This window comes from Streptomyces sp. NPDC037013 (assembly GCF_055607265.1).
This window is the reverse complement of the sequence record NZ_JBVJRV010000001.1, coordinates 926,181-946,702: the sequence shown is the minus strand read 5'-3', so window position 1 is coordinate 946,702 and position 20,522 is coordinate 926,181. Positions and strand designations below refer to the sequence as shown.

At 71.7% G+C, this 20,522-nt stretch carries 18 protein-coding genes and 1 riboswitch; of the genes, 8 read left to right on the top strand and 10 right to left on the bottom strand.

The window, feature by feature from the left end; all coding sequences use genetic code 11:
* Positions 1-32: 32 nt before the first annotated feature.
* From ACZ7DY_RS04045 to pstS, 3 genes are all read right to left on the bottom strand, one after another.
* The gene (locus tag ACZ7DY_RS04045; RefSeq protein WP_471130218.1) at positions 33-329 is read right to left on the bottom strand and encodes an SCO0607 family lipoprotein; all 297 of its coding nucleotides are present in this window, start codon (positions 327-329) and stop codon (positions 33-35) included.
* A 148-nt stretch (positions 330-477) separates the two neighbouring features.
* A complete protein-coding gene (locus ACZ7DY_RS04040) occupies positions 478-1,104 on the bottom strand; it encodes a LysE family translocator (RefSeq protein WP_471129652.1) in 627 nt (208 codons plus the stop codon).
* Between the two features lie 89 nt (positions 1,105-1,193).
* On the bottom strand, positions 1,194-2,279 hold the full coding sequence (gene pstS, locus ACZ7DY_RS04035) for a phosphate ABC transporter substrate-binding protein PstS (RefSeq protein WP_471129650.1): 1,086 nt from the start codon (positions 2,277-2,279) through the stop codon (positions 1,194-1,196).
* A gap of 408 nt (positions 2,280-2,687) precedes the next feature.
* Between pstS and ACZ7DY_RS04030 the strand changes: the two genes are divergently transcribed.
* Positions 2,688-4,001, top strand: a complete 1,314-nt coding sequence (locus ACZ7DY_RS04030) for an MFS transporter (protein ID WP_471129648.1) — start codon at positions 2,688-2,690, stop codon at positions 3,999-4,001.
* Here ACZ7DY_RS04030 and ACZ7DY_RS04025 read toward each other — a convergent pair.
* The 3 genes from ACZ7DY_RS04025 to ACZ7DY_RS04015 all read right to left on the bottom strand — a co-directional run bounded on the left by ACZ7DY_RS04025 (position 3,974) and on the right by ACZ7DY_RS04015 (position 6,701).
* A complete protein-coding gene (locus ACZ7DY_RS04025; protein WP_471129646.1) occupies positions 3,974-4,747 on the bottom strand; it encodes an SDR family oxidoreductase in 774 nt (257 codons plus the stop codon). The genes ACZ7DY_RS04030 and ACZ7DY_RS04025 overlap by 28 nt on opposite strands.
* Positions 4,744-5,964: an acyl-CoA dehydrogenase family protein gene (locus ACZ7DY_RS04020; protein ID WP_471129643.1), complete on the bottom strand. Its 1,221-nt coding sequence runs from the start codon at positions 5,962-5,964 to the stop codon at positions 4,744-4,746. Before ACZ7DY_RS04020 ends, ACZ7DY_RS04025 begins: the two co-directional genes overlap by 4 nt.
* A gap of 92 nt (positions 5,965-6,056) precedes the next feature.
* Positions 6,057-6,701, bottom strand: a complete 645-nt coding sequence (locus ACZ7DY_RS04015) for an HAD family hydrolase (protein WP_471129640.1) — start codon at positions 6,699-6,701, stop codon at positions 6,057-6,059.
* 192 nt (positions 6,702-6,893) lie between these two features.
* On the opposite strand from ACZ7DY_RS04015, the gene ACZ7DY_RS04010 reads away from it, so the two are divergent.
* Together ACZ7DY_RS04010 and ACZ7DY_RS04005 are read left to right on the top strand one after the other, a co-directional pair.
* Positions 6,894-7,844 carry an alpha/beta fold hydrolase gene (locus ACZ7DY_RS04010; protein ID WP_471129638.1) on the top strand — a complete coding sequence of 317 codons (951 nt, stop codon included), beginning with the start codon at positions 6,894-6,896 and terminating at the stop codon, positions 7,842-7,844.
* Between the two features lie 54 nt (positions 7,845-7,898).
* Positions 7,899-8,555: a TetR/AcrR family transcriptional regulator gene (locus tag ACZ7DY_RS04005; protein WP_471129636.1), complete on the top strand. Its 657-nt coding sequence runs from the start codon at positions 7,899-7,901 to the stop codon at positions 8,553-8,555.
* Between the two features lie 63 nt (positions 8,556-8,618).
* On the opposite strand, the gene ACZ7DY_RS04000 is transcribed toward ACZ7DY_RS04005, so the two are convergent.
* On the bottom strand, positions 8,619-9,497 hold the full coding sequence (locus tag ACZ7DY_RS04000) for an LLM class flavin-dependent oxidoreductase (protein ID WP_471129633.1): 879 nt from the start codon (positions 9,495-9,497) through the stop codon (positions 8,619-8,621).
* A gap of 91 nt (positions 9,498-9,588) precedes the next feature.
* On the opposite strand from ACZ7DY_RS04000, the gene ACZ7DY_RS03995 reads away from it, so the two are divergent.
* The 5 genes from ACZ7DY_RS03995 to ACZ7DY_RS03975 all read left to right on the top strand — a co-directional run bounded on the left by ACZ7DY_RS03995 (position 9,589) and on the right by ACZ7DY_RS03975 (position 15,663).
* Positions 9,589-10,092 (top strand): GNAT family N-acetyltransferase, encoded by a 504-nt coding sequence (locus tag ACZ7DY_RS03995; protein ID WP_471129631.1) that lies wholly within the window; start codon positions 9,589-9,591, stop codon positions 10,090-10,092.
* 123 nt (positions 10,093-10,215) lie between these two features.
* Positions 10,216-11,442, top strand: a complete 1,227-nt coding sequence (locus ACZ7DY_RS03990) for a hypothetical protein (protein ID WP_471129629.1) — start codon at positions 10,216-10,218, stop codon at positions 11,440-11,442.
* A gap of 152 nt (positions 11,443-11,594) precedes the next feature.
* On the top strand, positions 11,595-12,392 hold the full coding sequence (locus ACZ7DY_RS03985; protein ID WP_471129626.1) for a hypothetical protein: 798 nt from the start codon (positions 11,595-11,597) through the stop codon (positions 12,390-12,392).
* 22 nt (positions 12,393-12,414) lie between these two features.
* Positions 12,415-12,636, top strand: a riboswitch (cobalamin riboswitch).
* A gap of 162 nt (positions 12,637-12,798) precedes the next feature.
* Positions 12,799-15,117, top strand: a complete 2,319-nt coding sequence (gene metE, locus ACZ7DY_RS03980; RefSeq protein ID WP_471129623.1) for a 5-methyltetrahydropteroyltriglutamate--homocysteine S-methyltransferase — start codon at positions 12,799-12,801, stop codon at positions 15,115-15,117.
* 144 nt (positions 15,118-15,261) lie between these two features.
* Positions 15,262-15,663 (top strand): hypothetical protein, encoded by a 402-nt coding sequence (locus ACZ7DY_RS03975; RefSeq protein WP_471129621.1) that lies wholly within the window; start codon positions 15,262-15,264, stop codon positions 15,661-15,663.
* 58 nt (positions 15,664-15,721) lie between these two features.
* Here the strand turns inward: ACZ7DY_RS03975 and ACZ7DY_RS03970 are convergent, their stop codons facing one another.
* The 3 genes from ACZ7DY_RS03970 to ACZ7DY_RS03960 all read right to left on the bottom strand — a co-directional run bounded on the left by ACZ7DY_RS03970 (position 15,722) and on the right by ACZ7DY_RS03960 (position 20,197).
* On the bottom strand, positions 15,722-16,216 hold the full coding sequence (locus ACZ7DY_RS03970) for a DinB family protein (RefSeq protein WP_469256151.1): 495 nt from the start codon (positions 16,214-16,216) through the stop codon (positions 15,722-15,724).
* Positions 16,217-16,308: 92 nt separating this feature from the next.
* A complete protein-coding gene (locus tag ACZ7DY_RS03965; RefSeq protein WP_471129619.1) occupies positions 16,309-19,059 on the bottom strand; it encodes a discoidin domain-containing protein in 2,751 nt (916 codons plus the stop codon).
* Between the two features lie 256 nt (positions 19,060-19,315).
* Complete coding sequence (locus ACZ7DY_RS03960) at positions 19,316-20,197, bottom strand: PRC and DUF2382 domain-containing protein (RefSeq protein WP_471129616.1); 882 nt, start codon at positions 20,195-20,197, stop codon at positions 19,316-19,318.
* Positions 20,198-20,522 lie beyond the last annotated feature (325 nt).

Sequence of the window (20,522 nt, the reverse complement as noted above, 5' to 3'; positions counted from 1 at the left end):
AGAGCGCCGGGACCACTACGCCGGGATCGCCCTCACTGGCCGTCCTTCAGCTTGATGATCTTTCCGTTCTCGTCGAGGGTGTGCGTCTCCCAGTAGGTGTCCCACTTGTCCCCGACGTGCTCGGGGACCTTCCCCTCGGGGTAGCGGGCGTACCCCTTCGGCGGTTCCTCGCCCTTGGGTGCGCAGGCCGATCCGCTGCCGCCCACCGCCAGCACGGGGTACTCGTCGCCGCCGCACGTCGCGTCCGCCGTGGAGCAGCCGGTGAGCACCGCGGCCGTCACGCCCGCCAGCACGAGTCCCACGACGGACCGTGCGGTGCGGCCGCCGATCGCGCGCGAGACCGGGCGGATCCGGATGTTCCTGGCCACTGTTGACTCCTTGCCGTCGGGTGGTGCATCCCACCGTGTACGTCCAGCTTCCGCGAGTCGACGGCTCCCGATCATGAGTACGGGTACTCAACCGGACTGGGCCCTCACCTCAGTTCCCGGCCGTCGCCACCTTCAGGCCGAAGCCGACGAGGACGACGCCCGTCACGCGGTCAAGTGCCCTGCGCACCGCGGGCTTCTCGAAGAAGGCGCGGGCCCGGGTGAGCACCATGACGTACCCGCCGAGCCAGCCCAGCGTGAGGGCGGCGTGGAGGAGGACGAGGAGGGCCATGCCCAGGTGGGAGGGGAGGGAGCGGGGTGCGAGGGTGGGCAGCAGGCCCGTGTAGAAGACGGCGATCTTGGGGTTGAGCACATTGCTGACGAGACCGGTGGTCCACGGGTTGCCGCCGGTCTTCGCCCGGCCCTGAGCGGTTCCTGCGGCCGGCCGCCCGCTCCGGCGGCTCTTCCACAGCGCCTGCGCTCCCAGGAAGACCAGGTACGCGGCGCCGAGCAGCTTGACGACCGTATAGGCGGTGGCCGACGCGGCCAGCAGGGCGGCGAGTCCGGCGACGGTCAGCACGCCCCAGACCAGCAGCCCGGCGGTGATCCCGCCGACCGTGCGCAGCCCGTCGCGCCGTCCCGCGCCCACCGCCCGCCGCGTGACGACGGCCATGTCGGGACCGGGCACCACCGTGAGCACGGCGAGTACCCCCGCCGCTGTCATGATCTCCGCGAACATACGGTCAGTCTCGCACCCGGCCCGGCCACTTCCGCGAGGTGGGGACCGAGCGCCGGGCTCGGGCGGGGCCTCGGGCCCCGGGCCCCGCGTCAGGCCAGCGTGCGGACCACGGCGCGGACCCGGCCGGCGACGGACTCCGGCAGCGGGGCGTAGCTGAGGCGGGACAGGTCCTTCTGCCCCTCCCTGCTCGCGGTGTACGTCAGGAACGACTTGAGCGCGGGCAGGGTCTCCCGCTGGTTGCCCCTGTCGCAGACGATCTCGTACGTGACCTGGACGATCGGGTACGCGCCCGGGGTCGAGGCGCCGTAACGGAACTTCAGCGTCAGGTCGTTGCCCCGGCCCGCGACCCGGGCCTGGGCGATACCGGCCGACGCCGTCGCCGGGGTCGGTCCCACCGGGGCGGGCGCGCCCGTGTCGATGCTCACGGTCTTGATCTGCCGGGCCCGGGCGAACGACAGCTCGAAGTAGCCGATCGCGCCGACGCCCGTCGTCACCTCCGAGGAGACACCGCCGGACCCGCTCGCCGACGGACCGCCCATGCCCTGCCAGGCCTTGCCCGCCGGGTGGGGCCAGGCCTTCGGGGCGGCGCCCGCGAGGTAGGCCTGGAAGTTCTGGGTGGTGCCGGAGTCGTCCGAGCGGTGCACGGGGCGGACCGGCATGGACGGCAGGTCGGCGTCGGGGTTGAGGCGGCGGATCTCCGGGTCGTCCCAGGTGGTGATCTTCCGGTCGAAGATCCTGGCGAGGGTGGGCGCGTCGAGGACGAGGTCGTCCACGCCGGGCACGTCGTAGCCGATGGCGATGGGGCCGCCGACCATGGGCAGGTCGATGGCGCGGCCACCCGCGCAGACCTCCTTGGAACGCTCGACCTCTTCGGGTCGCAGCGCGCTGTCAGACCCGCCGAACGCGGTCGCGCCCCGCAGGAACTGCGCGCCGCCCGCACCCGATCCGATGGGGTTGTACGCGATCCGCACCCCGGGGCACGCGCTCTGGTAGTGCTTGATCCAGTACTTCATCGCGTTCTGCTGGGCGCTCGAACCGGTGCCGGGGACCCGGCCGGTGTCGGCGCAGTCGATCGCCGCGTCGGCCGCGGCCCCGGCGGGGGCCCGCCCAGCCCCGTCCCCGTCGTCGCCGCCGAGACCGGCGACCCCGCATCCCGCGAGGGAGAGCGATAGCAACGCCGTCAGCGAGACCGCCGCGCGGGCTCTCGCGCCTCGGTACGTACGTCCTGGACGTCGGTGTGGGCGTGGGCGTTGCAACGTTGTCCCCTCGGGGTACCGCGGAAGGATCTCGACCGGAGCCCAGATGCTCGCGGCCCCGGGGCGACAGCGGGTTACGTCCGGGCGAACGGCAGGCGACGTGTCGCGGTACGGAGTAATCCTTTCCGTCACGTCCGTCCCTCCCGGTAACATCGCCCCCGTAACGCGCCCGCCCCTCCCAGGAGTTGAGATGCCCGGTCGCACGAGCACGCGCTGACGTTCAGGTCGTTCGAACCGTCATCGCGTGCTGCCCGTACCTGCGGCATTCGCCGGACCCGCGGCACAGCGAGCCTTTCTCCGCTTTCCCGGCTCCTTCAAGGGGTTGTTGTGCCGTCCCTCTCGCGTGCCTCCGGCACCCTGCTCGGCGACCGTGATGTCCGTCTGCTCTGGTGGGGGCATATCACCTCCCAACTCGGGGCGCAGGCCGCCCAGGTCGTCCTGCCGCTCGTCGCCGTCCTCACCCTCGACGCCTCCACCGGCCGACTCGGCGCGCTGCGCGCGGTGGAACAGGCGCCGATCCTGCTGTTCTCCCTGTTCGCCGGGGCGTGGGTGGACCGCCGCCGCGCCCGCGACGTCATGGGCCTCTCCGATGCCGGGCGCGTGCTCGCGCTGGCCGCCGTCGTCCTCGCGTACCTCCTGGGCGTGCTGGGGCTTCCGCTGCTCTTTGTCGTCGCTTTCGCGGTCGGCGCGCTCGGCGTCTTCTTCGACGTGGCGTACCAGGCGTGTCTGGTACGGCTGGTGCGGCGCGACCAGTTGGCGCGGTGCAACAGCGCGCTGGAGGGCAGCAGGTCGGCGGCACAGATCGGCGGGCCGGCACTCGGGGGCGCGCTGGTCTCCCTGCTTTCCGCGCCGGTCGCCGCGGCGGCGAGCGCCTTCTTCCTCGCGCTGTCGGCGCTGTCGGCCGGGGGCATCCGGCGGCGTGAGGCCCTGCCCACCGTGGAGCGGTCCGCCGGTACGGGGAGGCAGATCCTGGAAGGCCTGCGCCTCGTCCGCGGGCACCCCGTGCTGCGGGCCGTGGGGCTGGCCTCGGCGGTCTTCCAGTTCTTCCTCGCGGCCCTGATGACGGTGTACCTGCTCTTCCTGCCGCGCGGGCTGCACCTCTCGGGCGCGGCCGTGGGACTCGTCCTCGCCGCGACGGGCCCGGGCGCGCTCGTCGGGTCGCTGCTCGCCGCGCGGCTCCCGGGGCGGTTCGGCCACGGCCGGGTGATGGTGGCCGCCGCGGCGCTCGGAGACGGGGTGCTCCTCCTGGTCCCGGCCCTGCACGGGTCGACGACCTCGACGGTGTGCCTGCTCATGGGCATCAACTTCGTCTTCGGCGCGTTCGGGCAACTGGTGAACGTCACCATGATGGCCGTCCGTCAGACCGCCACCCCCGCCCACCTCCAGGGCAGGGTCGTCGCCACCATCAACTTCGCGAGCATGGGGCTGACCCCGCTCGGCTCACTGCTCGGCGGCTTCCTCGCCGAGGCGTCGGGGCCGCGTCCGGCCCTGCTGGTGGCGGCCGTCGGTCTGACGCTGTCCCCGGTGTACATGGCCCTGTCGCCGCTGGCACGGCTGGGGCGGGTGCTGCCGGACCGAGCCCGGCTGCCGGCCCGCCCCGATATATGCGGCTCTCAGAGCGGTCCCGAGCCCAGCAGCTGACCGCCGTCCACGACGAGCGTCTCACCCGTGATCCAGCGAGCCCCGTCACCGGCGAGGAACGCCACGGCCTCCGCCAGGTCCTCGGGCTCGCCGATGCGGCCGAGCGGGGTGGCCGCGGCGACCCGCGTCTCGTTCTCCTGCCACAGGGCCTCGGCGAGCCTGGTGCGGACGACGCCGGGGGCGATGGCGTTGACCCGGACCTTCGGGCCGAGTTCCAGGGCGAGTTGCTTGGTGAGGTGGATGAGCGCGGCCTTGGAGACGTGGTAGATGCCGACGTCCTGAGCAACCGAAAGCCCGCCGATCGAGGCGGTGTTGACGACGGATCCGCCGTGCTCCCCCATCCACGCCTTCACGGCGAGCGACGTCCAGAGGATCGGCGCCCACAGGTTGACGTCCATCGTCTTGGCGAAGCGGCCGTGGTCCTGGTCGATGACGGGGCCGTACGCGGGGTTCGTACCGGCGTTGTTGACCAGGATGTCCAGGCGTCCGTACGTGGTCACGGTGTGCTCGACGCAGGCCCGCGCCGCTTCCTCGTCGGTGGCGTGGGCGCCGAATCCCTCGACGCCGCCGCCGAGTTCACCGGCCGCCTCCTTGGCGCGCTCCGCGCTGCGCGAGGTCACCACGACCCGGGCCCCGCGGTCGCGCAGGGCCGCGGCCGCCGCGAGGCCGATGCCCCGCGACGCACCCGTGACGACGGCGACCTTCCCTTCCAGCGAGCCGCTCGGCACCTTCCGCGGGCCGCTCATCGCGCGCTCAGCTCGGCCTCGCGGCGCCGCAGTTCGCGCACGGCGATGGTGCGCTTGTGCACCTCGTCGGGACCGTCGGCCAGACGCAGGGTGCGCAGGTGGGCGTACATGCTCGCGAGCGGGAAGTCGTCGCTGACGCCGGCGCCGCCGTGCACCTGGATCGCGCGGTCGACGACCTTGAGGGCGACCTCGGGCGCGGCGACCTTGATGGCGGCGATCTCCGTGCGGGCCTCCTTGTTGCCGACGGTGTCCATCAGGTGGGCGGCCTTGAGGGTGAGCAGGCGGGCCATGTCGATCTCGATGCGGGACTCGGCGATCCAGTCCTGGATGTTGGCCCGTTCCGAGAGGGGCGCCCCGAACGTCGTACGTGACCGGGCGCGGTCGATCATCAGGTCGAGGGCGCGCTCCGCCATGCCGATCGTGCGCATGCAGTGGTGGATGCGGCCGGGGCCGAGCCGCGCCTGGCTGATCATGAAGCCGTCGCCCTCGCCCGCGAGCAGGGCGGTGACCGGGACGCGTACGTCTTCGAAGAGCACCTCCGCGTGGCCTTCGCGGTCCTGGTAGCCGAAGACGGGCAGGCCGCGCAGGACCGTGAGGCCCGGGGTGTCGAGCGGAACGACCATCATGCTCTGCTGGCGGTGACTCGGCCCGTCCGGGTCGGTCTTGCCCATCACGATCAGCACCCGGCAGTTGCTGTGCAGGGCGTTGGAGGTCCACCACTTGCGGCCGTTGAGGACGTACTCGTCGCCGTCGCGGACCATCCGCATCTCGATGTTGCGGGCGTCGGAGCTGGCGACCGCCGGTTCGGTCATCGCGAACGCGGACGCGATCTCACCGGCGAGCAGCGGCTTGAGCCACTTCTCCTTGTGCTCCTCGGTGCCGAAGAGCGTCAGGACCTCCATGTTGCCGGTGTCCGGCGCGTTGCAGTTGGTGGCCTCGGGGGCGAGGTGGGCGCTGCGGCCCATGATCTCGGCGAGCGGCGCGTACTCCAGGTTGGTCAGGCCGGGTCCCCACTCGGGGTGCGGGTGGAAGAGGTTCCACAGACCCTGGCGCTTCGCCTCCGCCTTGAGCTCCTCAAGGACCGGGGGCTGGAAGTGCGGATCGCCCGACTCCCTCATCTGCGCCTCGTACACCGCCTCGGCGGGGTAGATGTGCTCGTCCATGAAGGCGAGCAGCCTCTCCTGGTACTCCTTGGCCCTGTCGGTCACGTCGAACACGGGTCCTCCAACGGTCTTGGTCCGGGTCTGAGTCTGGGGGCGCGGCGGCCCCCTGGATACACCGCCGCGCGGTCGGGAGCCGACGGGCGGGGTCAGCCGCCTGGGGCGCGAACGGGGCCGAGGAGCCGTGCGAGGTCCGCCGCCGTGGTGGCCGCGTCGCGGTGCACGATCCCGGCGATGCCGAGCCGCCCGGCCGCCTCGATGTTCTGCGCCAGGTCGTCGACCATGACGGTCTCCTCGGGCCGTACGCCGAGGCGCTCGCAGGCGATGGCGTAGGCCCGGCGCGAGGGTTTGCGTACGCCGATCTCCCCGGAGACCGTCACGGCGTCGAACAGGGCGGGCAGGTCGAAGCCCGTGTAGCAGTCGTCCCCGAGGGAGTTGGAGAGGAGACCGGCCCGGTATCCGTCGGCCCGTACCTTCGCCACCAGGGCGATCGTGTCGGGATCCGGGGCCAGCTTTACCTGGAGCCGGCGCACCAGACCGCGCCCCTCGACGGCCACCCCGTGCGCGCGCAGCCGGGCGGCGAGGCCGTCCTCGAACTCCCCCTCGTCGATGCGCCCTTCCTCATGGGCCACGAGCAGCGCACTGCCCTCGGCGTCCTGGGAGAGCAGCCGGAGCAGCAGCCTCGGATCGTCGGCCAGTTCCCTGCCCAGCTCCTCGAAGGCGGCGACGACGCTCGTGGTCAGCACCCCGCCGAAGTCGAACAGGACCGCACCGCGCGCACGCACGTCACTCATGGCACCGCACCTTCACTCGTCCGGACCCCGTCAACGTATTTGAATCCGGGTTCAGGTTCAAGAGGCGGCGCGGCCGGTGGTCGCCCCTGTATGTTTGAACCCAACGTCAAGTTCAGTACCTGGAAAACCACCTCCAGCCAGACGAGTTGCACACTCCACCCCGGCCCCCACAGCCCCGAGGAGATCCCCCGCATGAGGACACACATCCCGATCGCCGAGTGGGAGCGCGTCGCCACGCGCGAGGTCACGTCCGGCGATGTCACGCTCCGGGTCTTCGACCACGGCGAGGCGCAGGCGGGCAAGCCCCTCGTGGTGCTGTGCCACGGCTTCCCGGAGCTCGCCTTCTCCTGGCGGCACCAGCTCTTCGCGCTGGCCGATGCGGGATACCGCGTCCTGGTCCCGGACATGCGGGGATACGGCGGGAGTTCCCGGCCCGCCGACGTCTCCGCGTACGACATCCTGACGCTCTGCGGCGACCTCTGCGCGATCCTCGACGACGTGGGCGCGGAAGACGCCGTGTTCGTGGGGCACGACTGGGGTGCCGCCGTGGTGTGGCAGCTCGCGCTGGCCCATCCGGAGCGGGTGCGCGCGGTGGCCGGGTTGAGCGTGCCCGTGTCGCGGCGGGCCCCGGCCCCGCCCCTGCCCATCATGCGCAAGCGCCTCGGCGACGACTTCTACATGGTGTGGTTCCAGGAGCCGGGCGTCGCCGACGAGGCCCTCGGCCGCGACGTGCGCAGGACCCTCGTCTCCAAGGAGATCTACTCCGCCCGGTGGGCCGAGCGGACCGAGCGCTCCGAGGACGAGCTCGCGCCGCCCCCATGGCTCGACGAGGACGAACTCGCCTACTACGTGGAGACGTTCGAGCGGACCGGGTTCACCGGCGGTCTGAACTACTACCGCAACCTGGACCGGAACTGGGCGCTGACCGAGCATCTGGCCGACCGCCGCGTCACGCAGCCCGCGCTCTTCCTCACCGGTTCCCGGGACGTCGTGGCGCAGTTCATGCCGGCGAAGGACCTCGACCACATGCTGGCCGACCAGCGCGGGAACGTCGTCCTCGACGGGGCGGGCCACTGGGTCCAGCAGCAGCGGGCCGACGAGGTCAACGCCGTGCTCCTGGAATTCCTCGCCGACATCGGCTGATAGCATCCGCTGCCACCGATACGTGCAGGTTCGACCGACAGTGAATGGATCGCAGTGGCTGCCCAGGCCCCGGCCGCAGACGGCGGCCAGAAGCAACCGATCACACCCCGCAGCGCCCGCGGCGTCAGGACGCGCAACGCCCTGATCGCCGCCGCCCGCGAGGTCTTCGAGCGCGACGGATATCTGGACGCCCGCATCACGGACATCTCCAAGGCGGCCCACGTCGCCTCCGGGTCGTTCTACACGTACTTCAACAGCAAGGAAGAGATCTTCCAGGCGCTGGTCGAGCAGGTGCAGGAGGAGATGCTCCACCCGCACCTGCGCGAGCGCACCGGCATCACCGATCCCCGTGAGCTCATCGACGCCTCGAACCGCGAGTATCTGCGCGCGTACAAGAAGAACGCCCGTCTCATGGCGCTGTTCGAGCAAGTCGCCCAGATCGACGAGCAGTTCATGGCGCTGCGCATCGAGCGAGGCAACGCCTTCGCGCGGCGCAACGCCAAGCTGATCCGCACCCTCCAGGAGAACGGGCAGGCCGACACGGAGCTGGACCCGCTCGTCACCGCGCACGCGCTGTCCGTGATGGTGAGCCGGATGGCCTACATGGTGTTCGTGCTCGGGCAGCGCGTTCCGTACGAGCGGCTCGTCACCACGCTCAACAAGATCTGGGAGAACGGCCTGTGCCTGAAGGACCCCGCGCCCGGCGCGTGACGGCCGGGACCCGGCGCGAGGGAGACGGACTCCCCGCGCCGGGCAGCACACACACGTCTGGTCTCAGGCCACCAGCGGGCCCACCTCGTCCGCGACGAAGCGGATGAAACCCTCGGGGTCCGGTTCGTCGGCGGTGGGCTGCAGCACGACCGTGTCCGCCCCCGCTCCGGCCAGCCTCCGGACGGCTTCCGCGACCTCCGCCGCGTCCCCGGCGACACCCACCCCCGAGGCTTCCTCCCAGCCCTCGTGCCGGATTTCGGCGTTCAGCCGCGCCGCGCCGTCCGGCCCCGTCGCCGCGAGGAGGTAGACGACGACGGGGTGGTGCGAGTCACCGCCGCGCCCGGCCGACTCCCGTCCCTCCGCGATGAGTTGGCGCGCTCGACGAACACTCTCGGGTGACGCACTCGCGTCCAGGATCGTGCCGTCCGCGGCCTCACCGGTGAGCCGGACCGAGCGCGGGCCGCGCGCGCCCGCGTAGACCGGAGGGGCTGCCGGGGGCGGCCAGTCGAGCTTCACACCGTCCAGCCGGACGTAACGCCCCTTCGCCGTCACCCGCTCACCCGCCAACAAGGCACGCATCGCGTGGAGATGTTCGCGCAGCAACGTCAGTGGTGATTCCACGCGGGCGCCCACCTGCCCCATCCAGTCCTGCACGCCGTGCCCGATGCCGAGCATCGCCCGGCCCGGGAACAGCCGGTGCAGCGTGGCGGCCTCCATCGTGGTGAGAGCCACGTTCCGCAGCGGCACCGGGAGCAGGCCGACGCCGACGCGCAGCCGCTCGGACCAGGCGAGAGCAGCGGCCGCGGCGGCGATACCGCTCTCCAGGAAGCAGTCCTCCCAGAGCCACAGCTCCGCGAGTCCCGCGGCTTCGGCCGTGCGCACCACGTCGCGCAGCCGCTCAGGGGGAAGTTGGGGGCGGAACACCACGCCAAGTGTCGTCATGCCGTCTTCCTACCGCGCCGTCCGTCCGCGATCAACAGCTTTCTCGTGTAAGGGTTGTGATGCACAAGGCCCTTACATGAGGCTGATCCGCATGATCCAGCCCACCGGACGACCCACCCTCCTCCGCACCGAAGTCCGCCAGGCCGTGGAGGCCGACCTCCCCGAACTCGTACGCCTGCGGGCACTGCTCTTCGAGACACTCGGCGGCGACTACTTCAACCCCGCGCCGGGCCAGGACGACTGGCGCCGGAACCTCACCTTGGTCCTGCGGGACCGGCTGACCGCCGACTCCGCACGCATCCTCGTCGTGGACGGCGAGGACGGCCTCGCCGCCTGCGGCATCGGCACCGTCGACCAGTGGTTCCCCGGCCCGCACAACCGCAACGGCCGCGTCGGCCATGTGATCGGCGTGGTCACCGACCCCGCGTACCGGCGGCGCGGCCACAGCCGCGCGATCATGCGGGCCCTACTCGACTGGTTCCACGAACGGGAGGCCTCCCGCGTGGACCTGTACGCGTCGTCCCAAGGTGAGCCGCTCTACCGGGACCTGGGCTTCGTCGACCACCCCGACCCGGCGCTGTACTGGAAGCCGTGAATCCGTGACACGACCCCGGTCTGCCAAATCCCCGCCTCCGGAATCCCCGCCTTCCGACGCAAACGCATGCCGGGCACCCCCTCTCGGCAGCATCATGGAAGGAGGCGAAACGGGGGTTGCGTCATGGCTGTTCGCTTCGGTCCGGCTTCCGCGCGGGTGCCGGTATGGGTCTTCGCCGTCGTCGGGTTCGTTCTCGTGCTGGGCCTGTTCTTCGGGATTCGAGGTGTCGGGTCCCTCGATGGCGGCGCGCGGGGCGGCGGAAGCGGCGGCGGTTCCCTGGAGAGCGGTACGAGCGCGGGGACGGACACCGGAGGCGTCGGCCCCGGGACCGCGCCCGGCACCACCACCACGACGGGCGGCACCACAGCCGGCACGTCGGGCGGAACGACGCACGGTACGACGGGCGGTACGGCAGGCGGTGAGTGGCAGACCGGTGGCAGCGACGGGGACCGGAACCGCGACCGCGACGGCACCCGGGCCGGCGGCGATGGCGGTGGCGGGGAGCACGGAGGCGGAGAGGTGCCCGCCTGGCTGCCATGGGGGCCCAAGTCACCCAACGTCGACGACCTGTTCGAGCCCGACAGTCTGTACGACCTGCTCCAGCGAGGCGAGTGCCGGGAGGCCTACAGCAGCGCGACCGCCGCCGACAAGGGGAATGGGAACTCGGCGAGTCCGGCCTCCTGGAAGGTCATCGAGGGCCTCGCCGGTATCTGCAAGGCCGCGCAGGGCGAGGCCGACGGACTCGCCATCGCGATCAAAGCGGAAGCGGGCCTGCGTGCGAGCGGTTACCGGCCCGCGAACGCCGAGTACCTGTGCAAGGACGGTGACGCGTACGCCGTCCTGCGACGCTTCGTCGCCTACTACCAGCGGCACCGCGACGAGCGAGTGGTGCTGCGCTCCGCACCGCCGGGCAGTGCGGCCTGCCCCAACAAGATCGCCGCCACGCGCCTCAGCGTCACTCCGGGCGACACGGCCGGCTTCCACGGCACGTGGCCCGACGCCCCGGCGACCGTGGAGCTGCGTGCGCCGGAACTGACCGCCCCGATCGTCCTGAAGCCCTTCGACGGCCTGGACAAAAGGGTGTTGTGCTGCAAGGACGGGACCGTCGCCGTCGACCTTCCGGGGCCGGACGGATTCGGCGGCCGACGCCCGACGGCGATCGACGTGACGCTCGTGACGAAGAGCGGCGTCAGGATCGCCGCGCGGGCCGCGTTCACCCTCGATTGGAGCGGTGTCCCACGGTCGCCGTCCGGCTCCGGTTCCGGCTCGCCCACGACCTCGTCCTCGTTCGCGTCCCCGACCGCCCGGCCCCACCGCTCCCCCGGTGCGACGACCGTACTCTTCCGATGAGCGAACCCCCGGCCCCTGAGCCTGGCCCTGAACCCGACCCCGACCCCGACCCGGAGCCCGCGTCCCCACCACCCCCGCCGGACCCACCGGACCCGCCGGACCCGTCACCCCCACCGTCTCCCCCCGACCCCGCCGAACCCCGGATCAGCTGGATGGAGGTCGTCGGAGCCATCGGATCCCTGGTCACCCTGCTGACCGCGGTGCTCTTCTACTTCGGCTGGGCGAGCACCGACGCGGAGACCAAGGCGCTCGGGCTGCGCGACACCGTATTCCACCTCTCCACCAGCGACTACCTGTTGCGCAGCGTCAGCGCCCTCTACCTTCCCGCCTGGCTCGCGGCGGGCGTCGCGCTCGGCGTGCTCGGGCTGCTGCGCCGGGCCGCGGGTGAACCGGAACGGCTCGCCCGTGCCGTTCGGGTCCTGCGCCACGCCTGGACGGTGCCCGTCGCCCTCACCCCGCTGTATCCGCTCAGCCCCTGGCTGTTCGACCTGGTGCTGCCGCTCTCCGCGATCGGCGGGTTCTCGCTCAGCGCGTACGCCCGTACCCGTGATCGCCGGGACCTGCGGCTCTGGGGGCTCACCCTCTTCATCTGCGTGCTCTCGCTGTTCTGGGCCGTGTCGTCGTACGCGGCCATCGCGGGCCGGGGCCGCGCGGAACTCACCGAGCGGACCCTGCGCGACGGCTTTCCCGCAGTGGTCGTCTTCAGCGAGAAGGACCTGATGATCCGGGGCGGCGGCAGTTGCTTCCGGCGCGTCACCGACAAGGGCAGCCAGTACGCGTACGAATACGCGGGCCTGCGCCTCTTCCACGTCTCCGGTGACCGCGTCTTCCTCGCCCCCCGCGACTGGTCCCCCACCGACGGCACCCTCTACGTCCTCAAGGAAGGGGCGGGGCAGCGCGTCGACCTGATCAGCGGCGCCGGGCGGCGGGCCCGGGAGTGCGGGGAGTAGCCGATTTCGCGGACGGCCCCGTAAGGTGATCGACGCAGCTGGTTCGCCCCGCCCGCCAGGCGGGAGCGTCGCAAGAGGGAACCCGGTGGAAATCCGGGACTGCCCCGCAGCGGTGAGCGGGAACGACCGCCGTCACACGCACTGGGACCGCACGACCGGTCCTGGGAAGCGACGGCCAGTAGGGGTCCTCCTTCACGAGGACGCGCCCGCGAGTCCGAAGACCTGCCCGCTGTCCGTGCGCGAACCACTCGTGCGCGGATATCCCGGTGACCTCGTGGGCGGGTCGGCGTGCATACCAGACGGGCGTCCGCGCCAACGCGCGATCCGGTCCCGTCAGGTGCGTCACCCTTCGCGCTCGCGTCCCGTCGCCGGGATCTCAGGGATTCATCTCGCGAAGGAGATCTCCGTGACCACCAAGCCCGCAGCCGCGGCAGCACGGGCCACCGTGTACGGCTACCCCCGCCAGGGCCGGAACCGCGAACTCAAGAAGGCGATCGAGGGTTACTGGAAGGGCCGTGTCACCGCGGACGCCCTCCGGGACGCCGCCGCCGAGCTCCGCCGTTCGAACTGGCGCGAACTGGCCGACGCCGGGATCGACGAGGTCCCGACCGGCGACTTCTCGTACTACGACCACGTCCTGGACACGACCGTCATGGTCGGCGCGGTTCCCGAACGCCACCGTCACGCCGTCGAAGCGGACCCGCTGGACGGCTACTTCGCGATGGCTCGCGGCACCCAGGACGTGGCGCCGCTGGAGATGACGAAGTGGTTCGACACCAACTACCACTACCTCGTGCCCGAGTTGGGTCCTGGCACCGTGTTCACGGCGGACTCCTCCAAGCAGGTCGCCGAGTTCGCGGAGGCCCACGCGCTGGGGCTGACCGCGCGGCCCGTCCTCGTCGGACCGGTCACCTACCTCCTGCTGGCCAAGCCCGCGCCCGGGGTGCCCGCCGACTTCGATCCGCTGACGCTCCTCGACCGGCTGCTCCCGGTCTACGCCGAAGTCCTCGCCGACCTGCACGCGGCCGGCGCCACATGGGTGCAGCTGGACGAGCCCGCCCTCGTCCAGGACCGGACTCCCGCCGAACTGAACGCCGTGGCCCGCGCCTACCGCGACCTGGGTGCCCTCACCGACCGGCCCAAGCTCCTGGTCGCCTCGTACTTCGACCGGCTCGGCGACGCCCTTCCCGTGCTCACCAAGGCGCCGGTCGACGGACTCGCCCTCGACTTCACGGGGCCGGCCGCCGCCAACCTCGACGCGCTCGCCGCCGTCGGCGGAGTGCCCGGGAAGCGGCTGGTCGCCGGTGTCGTCGACGGCCGCAACATCTGGGTCAACGACCTGGAGAAGTCCCTGGCCACGCTCGGCACCCTGCTCGGCCTGGCCGGCCGGGTCGACGTCGCCGCCTCCTGCTCCCTCCTGCACGTCCCCATCGACGCCGCCCTCGAACGGGACATCGAGCCGCAGATCCTGCGCTGGCTCGCCTTCGCCCGCCAGAAGACCGCGGAGATCGTCACCCTCGCCCAGGGCCTCGCGCGCGGCACCGACACGATCTCCGCCCGGCTCGCCGCGAACCGCGCCGACCTGGCGTCCCGCGCCAACTCCCCCATCACCCGCGACCCGGCGGTGCGCGCCCGCGCCGCGGCCGTCACGCGGGCCGACGTCCACCGCGCCCAGCCGTACGCCGAGCGGGCGGCTGCCCAACGCGCGGGCCTCGGCCTGCCGTTGCTGCCGACGACGACCATCGGCTCCTTCCCGCAGACCGGAGAAGTGCGGTCGGCCCGCGCCGACCTGAGGGCCGGACGGATCGACGAGGCGGGGTACGAGGAGCGCATCAGGGCCGAGATCCGGGAGGTCATCTCCTTCCAGGAGAAGGCGGGCATCGACGTCCTGGTGCACGGTGAACCCGAGCGGAACGACATGGTGCAGTACTTCGCCGAGCAGCTCACCGGCTACCTCGCCACGCAGCACGGCTGGGTCCAGTCGTACGGCACCCGCTACGTGCGGCCGCCGATCCTCGCCGGCGACATCGCGCGGCCGGAGCCGATGACGGTGCGCTGGACCACGTACGCGCAGTCCCTCACCGTCCGTCCCGTCAAGGGCATGCTGACCGGGCCGGTCACCATGCTCGCCTGGTCCTTCGTCCGCGACGACCAGCCGCTCGCCGACACCGCGCGGCAGGTCGCCCTCGCCCTGCGCGAGGAGGTCGTGGAGCTGGAGGCGGCCGGTACGTCGGTCATCCAGGTCGACGAGCCGGCGCTGCGCGAGACGCTGCCGCTGCGCGCCGCCGACCGTGCCGCCTACCTGGCGTGGGCCACGGAGGCGTTCCGCCTCACCACGAGCGGGGTGCGTCCGGACACGCAGATCCACACGCACATGTGCTACGCCGAGTTCGGCGACATCGTCCGGGCCATCGACGACCTCGACGCCGACGTCATCAGCCTGGAGGCGGCCCGCTCACACATGCAGGTCGCCCGCGAACTCGCCGCCCACGGCTATCCGCGCGAGGCCGGGCCCGGCGTGTACGACATCCACTCCCCGCGCGTGCCGAGCGTCGAGGAGGCGGCGGCCCTCCTGCGCACGGGGCTTGAAGCGATCCCCGCCGACCGGCTGTGGGTCAACCCGGACTGCGGCCTGAAGACGCGCGGCTGGCCGGAGACCCGCTCGTCCCTGGAGAACCTGGTCGCGGCGGCCAGGACAGTCCGCGAGGAGCTGTCCGCGTCCTGACGGCCCGCATGGTCCGCCCGGCGGGGGGCTTGCCTTCGCCCCCCGCCACACGTCCCTTTCCCTTCCCGCTCTCTTCCGGGTTGCACTGTGCAAAGATGCGTTCCGTCGATCGCAGAGTCCGCGCCACCTACAAGGCCCACCGCCATGAAGCAAGCCCCCTCGCTCCTCTTCGTCCTGTACGTGGCCTGCACGGTGTGCAAGACCCGTGTCGCGCACCTGGAATTCACCCCGCCCGGCACGGATCCCGTCAGCCAGCCGCGCTGGGACGCGGTGCGCCGAGCCGCCTACGCCTCGTCGAGGAGCCCCACCCTCTGGTGGTTCACCGTGGAGAGCGAGGACCACACGAACGGCGTGGGTGAGAACATCTCCGCCGAAGACGCCGAGCGTTACCGAAGAGCCTTCCGCTATCCCCGCACTTTCGCGCGCGTCCAGACGGCCGGCCTCAAGGGCGACGCCGGTTTCTGCGCCGAGTGCGACGTCCCCTACTGCGCCCGGCACTGGCAGCGCGGCGACGAGACGATGTGCCCGCTGGGCCACGCCCGTTGAGGACCCCGCCTCCCGGGGGCGCGGCGGGTGCCCCGGCGCCGGAGCGACGGCACGGTGATCACCGACCGGGGTGATCGCCCGCGGCACCGTCGATGAGTTCGCGGACGATGTCCATGTGCCCCGCGTGCCGGGCGGTTTCCTCGATCATGTGGATCAGCACCCAGCGCATGGAGACCGTCTTGCCGTCCCAGGACGTCCCCAGGGCGTCGAGGTCCAGCTCATCGATGACCGCGTCCGCGGCGGCTCTGGCCCGCGCGTAGAACTCGACGATCTGAGCGGTCGTCTCGCCGGGGGCCGCCGCCATGTCGTCGTCGGTGAGGGGGTCGAACCAGAACGGCTCGGTCTCCCGGCCGAACGCCGTGCAGAACCAGCCGTACTCGACGGCCGCCAGATGCTTGACCAGGCCCAGCAGACTCGTCCCCGAGGGTGTCATCGGCCGCCGCAGCGCGGCGTCGTCCAGACCCTCCAGCTTCCACGAGACCACGTCACGGTGTCGGTCGAGGCTGACGTGCAGGCTCTCTTTCTCACCGCCGGTGTACGGCACGCGCTTCATCATGCCCGGAACGTAACAGCCGGGTCTGACAACGCCGCGAGGGCGAGCGGAGGGAGCGGCCCAGCTCCCTCCGCTCCCCCCACCGCTCGGCGTCAGTTCACCGTCAGTTCGGCGATTCCCGGGTGCTTCTTCGCGTCCGCTTCGCCGCGCACCGTCACCCGTACGTACCGCGCGAGTCGTGTGTCGTCCGCCTTCGCCCGGTGCCAGTGGTGGCCGTCGAGGGAGAGTTCCACGGTGTGGGCGGTGGGTTTTGTGTCGGTCCAGGTGGGGGTGACCTTCCTGACCTGGACGGGCTTTGCCAGGTCCGTCGTCAGCCGGCCGGTCGCGGCGTCCGGGACCCACCCCGTGGCCGTGTTGCCGTCGACGGCGGCGTTCGCGTACATGCCGGGCTGCTGGGAGGAGGCCGTGGCGCGGGCGCAGCGGGCCGCGTTGGTGGTGGGGGTGAGGTCGGGGCGGCGGGTCTTGAGGACGACCGGGGCGTCCTTGCCGACGATCTGCTCGCCCTGCGGGGTGTCGAGCGTCATCGGCTCGCCGCCCGTCAGACGCACGGTGGTGTGGTGTGCGCCGATCTCGATGTCGTACGTACGCCCCTGCCAGGTCAGCCCGCGGAGGTTGACGCCCTCGTGGAGTTGCGGGGGCAGCATCGGGTCGAGGCGCAGGCGGTCCTCCCGCATCCGCAGGCCGGTCAGGCCGTTGGTGAAGACCTGGAGGAAACCGCCCTTGCCGGTGAGGAAGTCGTGCGCGGGCGAGCCCGCCAGAGGATCCTCGGCGCCCGCCTTGTCGCCGCGCGCCTCCGAGAACTGGGCGAAGGGGCCGCGTACGAACGGCTTGATGGAGCGTTCCAGATAGGTGTACGTCGAGCAGCCGGGCTCACCGATCCCCGCCGCGTCGATCGCGTGGACCGAGTCCGTCATGGCGGGTCCGTCCGGGTCGGTGCGCTGCGCGTAATAGTCGAGGGTGCCGGCCGCGGCCCCCTCGGGCATCGGCCACTCCAGCGGGTACATCAGCAGGACCGTGTCGGCCTGCTTGATGGTGCTGCCGTCGTAACCGTCGTACTGCCGGAAGACCTTGCGCCCGGCGTCGTAGGGGATCCGGATGCGGTCGGCGATCGACGTCCAGGCGGCGGGGGCCCGCTCGCCGAGGAGTTCGGCGGCGCGGGTGGCGTGGCGCAGGGCGGTGACGGCGCCCGCGTTGGTGAAGACCGCGTCGTCGACGCCGTTGCTGTACTCGTCGGGGCCGGCCGTGTCCTTGATCGAGTAGCTGCCGTCCTTGTTCCGGCTGACGCGGTCCGCCCAGAACTCGGCGATGCCCTTCATCACCGGCCAGCCGCGCTCGCGCAGCCACCGCGTGTCCTTCGTGGCCAGGTAGTACTGCCAGGTGGCCAGGGAGATGTCGGACTGGAGGTGGATCTGGGTGCGGCAGTGCGGCGGGTCGACGCTGTGGCACTCCTTGGCGAGGTCGCCCGAACTCCCGCTGTTCCAGGGGTAGAAGAGCCCGCTGTAGCCGAGCCGGCGGGCGTTCTCACGTGCCCCTGCGCGGGTGCGGTAGCGGTAGTCGACCACGGACGCGGCCAGTTCGGGGCGGGTGGCGAGCAGCCCCGGGTACATCCAGGTCTCGGCGTCCCAGAAGACGAGGCCCGCGTAGTTGTCGCTGGTCAGCCCCGCCGGGGCGATGCTGTTGGCCGCTCCCCGACGCGTACTTGAGAGGAGTCCGTACTGTGCCGAGCGCACCCACGCCTGCATGTCGCGCTGCCCGGGCACCTCGATGTCGCTGCGCCACAGTCGCGACCAGGCGGCGGTGTGGGAGCGCCGGAGTTCCTGCCAGCCCCGGTCGGCGGCGTGCCGGGAGGTCGCGGTGGCGTCCCGGCGCGGGGTGCGCGAGGTCAGTCCCGTGTCGACGCCCACGTACTTGGTGAAGTCGTACGACCGGCCGCGGCGGACCGGCAGAGCCAGCGACTGGCGGGACGTCAGCTTCTCCGCCCCGCCAGCTCGTTGGGTCTTGATTCCGTGTGCCGCGCTTCCGGCGCGGAGGGTGGAGGCGACGGCTCCGTCGACGTTCGTGCCGTCGGTGCGGAAGGCCACGTCCATGGTGGGCGCGGCCGGTCCCGCGGCCCGGTGGCCTTCGGTGCGGTCGCCGCCGCCGGTCTGCCGGATCCGTCGCGCGCCGCGGCCGTCCAGCAGATCGGTGACGGTCGCCCTGCCGCTCCAGTGCGGCCTCATCGTCATGCGGACGGCGCCCACGTGCGGGTCGGCACGGTCGGCGAGCACCTCGTACACGAGGTCGGTCCTGCGGCCGTCGGCGGCGGTCCACGTCAGCGATGTACGTACCACGCCGCAGTGGAGGAACAGCGACTGGCGGTAGTGGGAGATGCGGCCGTTCGGTGTCGAAGAGTTGAAGGTGTCTCCGTGTGCTCCGCCGGTGCGGAGGGTGAGCGCGGACCAGGTGGGCAGGGCCGCGACGGCCTGCCGGTCCCCGGCGGTCCGCTTGTTGTGCGCGTACAGGCCGGCGACGAAGGAGCCGTCGTAGCGCGGGGTGAACAGCGGCCAGCCCGTCTTGGCCTGGCTGTCCGCGTAGCCGGCGCCGTTGGGCGGCACGCGCTGGCCCAGGTAGCCGTTTCCGACGAAGGCGTGATGGGTGTCGGTCGTGTCGGGGCGGGTGGTGCCGAGCGTCCAGCCGTCACCCTGGCGGCAGTTGGTGTCTGCGGTGGCGGCGGCCGGCTCGGCGACGGCGGCGTCCCGCGCCGTCTGCGAGGCCGCCGGCGGCACCGAGGCGACGAGCGCGCCGGCCAGGAGGACCGCGGTCAGTCGGGCGGCGCGTGGCCGTACGCCGAGGGAGTACGTCATTGTTCTCCGTCACTCTGGTTCGCCTGCGAGGGTCCAGGGACCATAAATTTCCTGAACGATCCACGTCAATAGACGCACGCGATCAGTCAAGTCCCGAACGCATGACCACCAGTTATAGCGTGCCCCGGCCACGCTCCGGGCTTTCCTCCACCGCTTCTCCGGCCACTCTCCGGCGCACGCGAAAGGGAGGGAACACTCGTGCCGAGTGTTCCCTCCCCACACCTTCAGCTGCCCCCGGCGGGAGCCCTGAGTGGTGTCAGTGGCGCGGGCCCTGCTTGCGGTCGCGCCAGTCCTCGCCCTTCATGCCACCGCGGCTCCGCTCGCCCTTGGCCTGGTCGTACTCGATCTGCTCCTTGCGGACCTGGTCCGAGACCTCGCGGTTCTCTGTGACCTTCTCCGTCTCCAGGCGGACACGCTCGACGGGCACCGCTTCCTTGCGGACCACGGGCTTCTCGGCGTGCAGGGTGACCTCGGCCTCCTCCTCGCCGATCTTGGCGCGCGTGCCGTCACCCTCGCGGATGGGCTCGCGGACGACGCGGACCTCCTCGTGGGAGACCGGTACGGACGTCGTCACGTTCTCGGTGACGACGACCTTGCGCAGCCTGGCCTTGCCGACCGTCTCCTCCTCCGTGCCGACGCGCAGCCGCTCCTCGGAGCGGATCATCTCGTCGCCCTTGCGGTCGCCGGTGGCACCGGCACGCGTCGCGAACTCACGACCGCCCGCACCCGCTCCGGCCATGTCGGCGCGGCCACGGCCGCCCGCCGTCGGCGCGCCCGGGCGTATGCCGCCCGCCATGCCACCAGCGGTGGCCTCCGGGCGGGCGAGCCCGTAGTGGCGGTACAGCTCGTGCTCCTGCTCCGGCTCGAGGTGCTGGTCGGCGTCCACGCGCGGGGCCTCCTTCACGGCCTCCTTGGTGGTCGCCACATGCAGCTGGTCCTCTTGGCGACGGGCGCCTTCGAGCGGGACGAAGCTCTGCTTCATGCCGAAGAGACCGGTCTTGACGGTCACCCACTCGGGACGACCGCTGCGGTCGTCGAGGTAGACCTGCTCGACGCTGCCGATCTTCTCGCCGGTCTGGTCATAGGCCGTCAGGCCCGCAAGCCCGTCGGGATTGGTGAAGGCCTCGCCCTGCGTCATGGGTGATCACTCCCTTGGAGCGCGCGACGGGCAGAATCGACTCTCGCCACGGACGACGCACGCCTCCCCTCCACTCCGCTCCGTGCCGCTGCACACCGCAACCAGGAGAGTCACGGAGCGTGTGCGGACGGCCCGGCGAAGGACGTTCGGCGGCACAGTTGCGGCCCTCCGGCCGATCCGGGCCGCTTTCCCGCCGATTAGGCCATTCGGGTACCCCCGCGCGAGGGCCACCACGTCCGAGGCCCGGCTCCCATGGCCCGGACCGTACCGGGGAACTGTGCCGGGGATACGCCTGCCGCGCGGCCGCGGTCGCGGGTTAGGTTGA

Excerpts from the sequence above, each read along its gene's own strand:
- ACZ7DY_RS04040 (WP_471129652.1), bottom strand. The coding sequence starts at position 1,104 with ATGTTCGCGGAGATCATGACAGCGGCGGGGGTACTCGCCGTGCTCACG.
- ACZ7DY_RS04025 (WP_471129646.1), bottom strand. The coding sequence starts at position 4,747 with ATGAGCGGCCCGCGGAAGGTGCCGAGCGGCTCGCTGGAAGGGAAGGTC.
- ACZ7DY_RS03960 (WP_471129616.1), bottom strand. The coding sequence starts at position 20,197 with ATGACGCAGGGCGAGGCCTTCACCAATCCCGACGGGCTTGCGGGCCTG.
- ACZ7DY_RS03995 (WP_471129631.1), top strand. The coding sequence starts at position 9,589 with ATGATCCAGCCCACCGGACGACCCACCCTCCTCCGCACCGAAGTCCGC.
- ACZ7DY_RS04010 (WP_471129638.1), top strand. The coding sequence starts at position 6,894 with ATGAGGACACACATCCCGATCGCCGAGTGGGAGCGCGTCGCCACGCGC.
- ACZ7DY_RS04015 (WP_471129640.1), bottom strand. The coding sequence starts at position 6,701 with ATGAGTGACGTGCGTGCGCGCGGTGCGGTCCTGTTCGACTTCGGCGGG.
- ACZ7DY_RS03990 (WP_471129629.1), top strand. The coding sequence starts at position 10,216 with ATGGCTGTTCGCTTCGGTCCGGCTTCCGCGCGGGTGCCGGTATGGGTC.
- ACZ7DY_RS03975 (WP_471129621.1), top strand. The coding sequence starts at position 15,262 with ATGAAGCAAGCCCCCTCGCTCCTCTTCGTCCTGTACGTGGCCTGCACG.
- ACZ7DY_RS03985 (WP_471129626.1), top strand. The coding sequence starts at position 11,595 with ATGGAGGTCGTCGGAGCCATCGGATCCCTGGTCACCCTGCTGACCGCG.
- ACZ7DY_RS03965 (WP_471129619.1), bottom strand. The coding sequence starts at position 19,059 with ATGACGTACTCCCTCGGCGTACGGCCACGCGCCGCCCGACTGACCGCG.
- ACZ7DY_RS04000 (WP_471129633.1), bottom strand. The coding sequence starts at position 9,497 with ATGACGACACTTGGCGTGGTGTTCCGCCCCCAACTTCCCCCTGAGCGG.
- ACZ7DY_RS03970 (WP_469256151.1), bottom strand. The coding sequence starts at position 16,216 with ATGAAGCGCGTGCCGTACACCGGCGGTGAGAAAGAGAGCCTGCACGTC.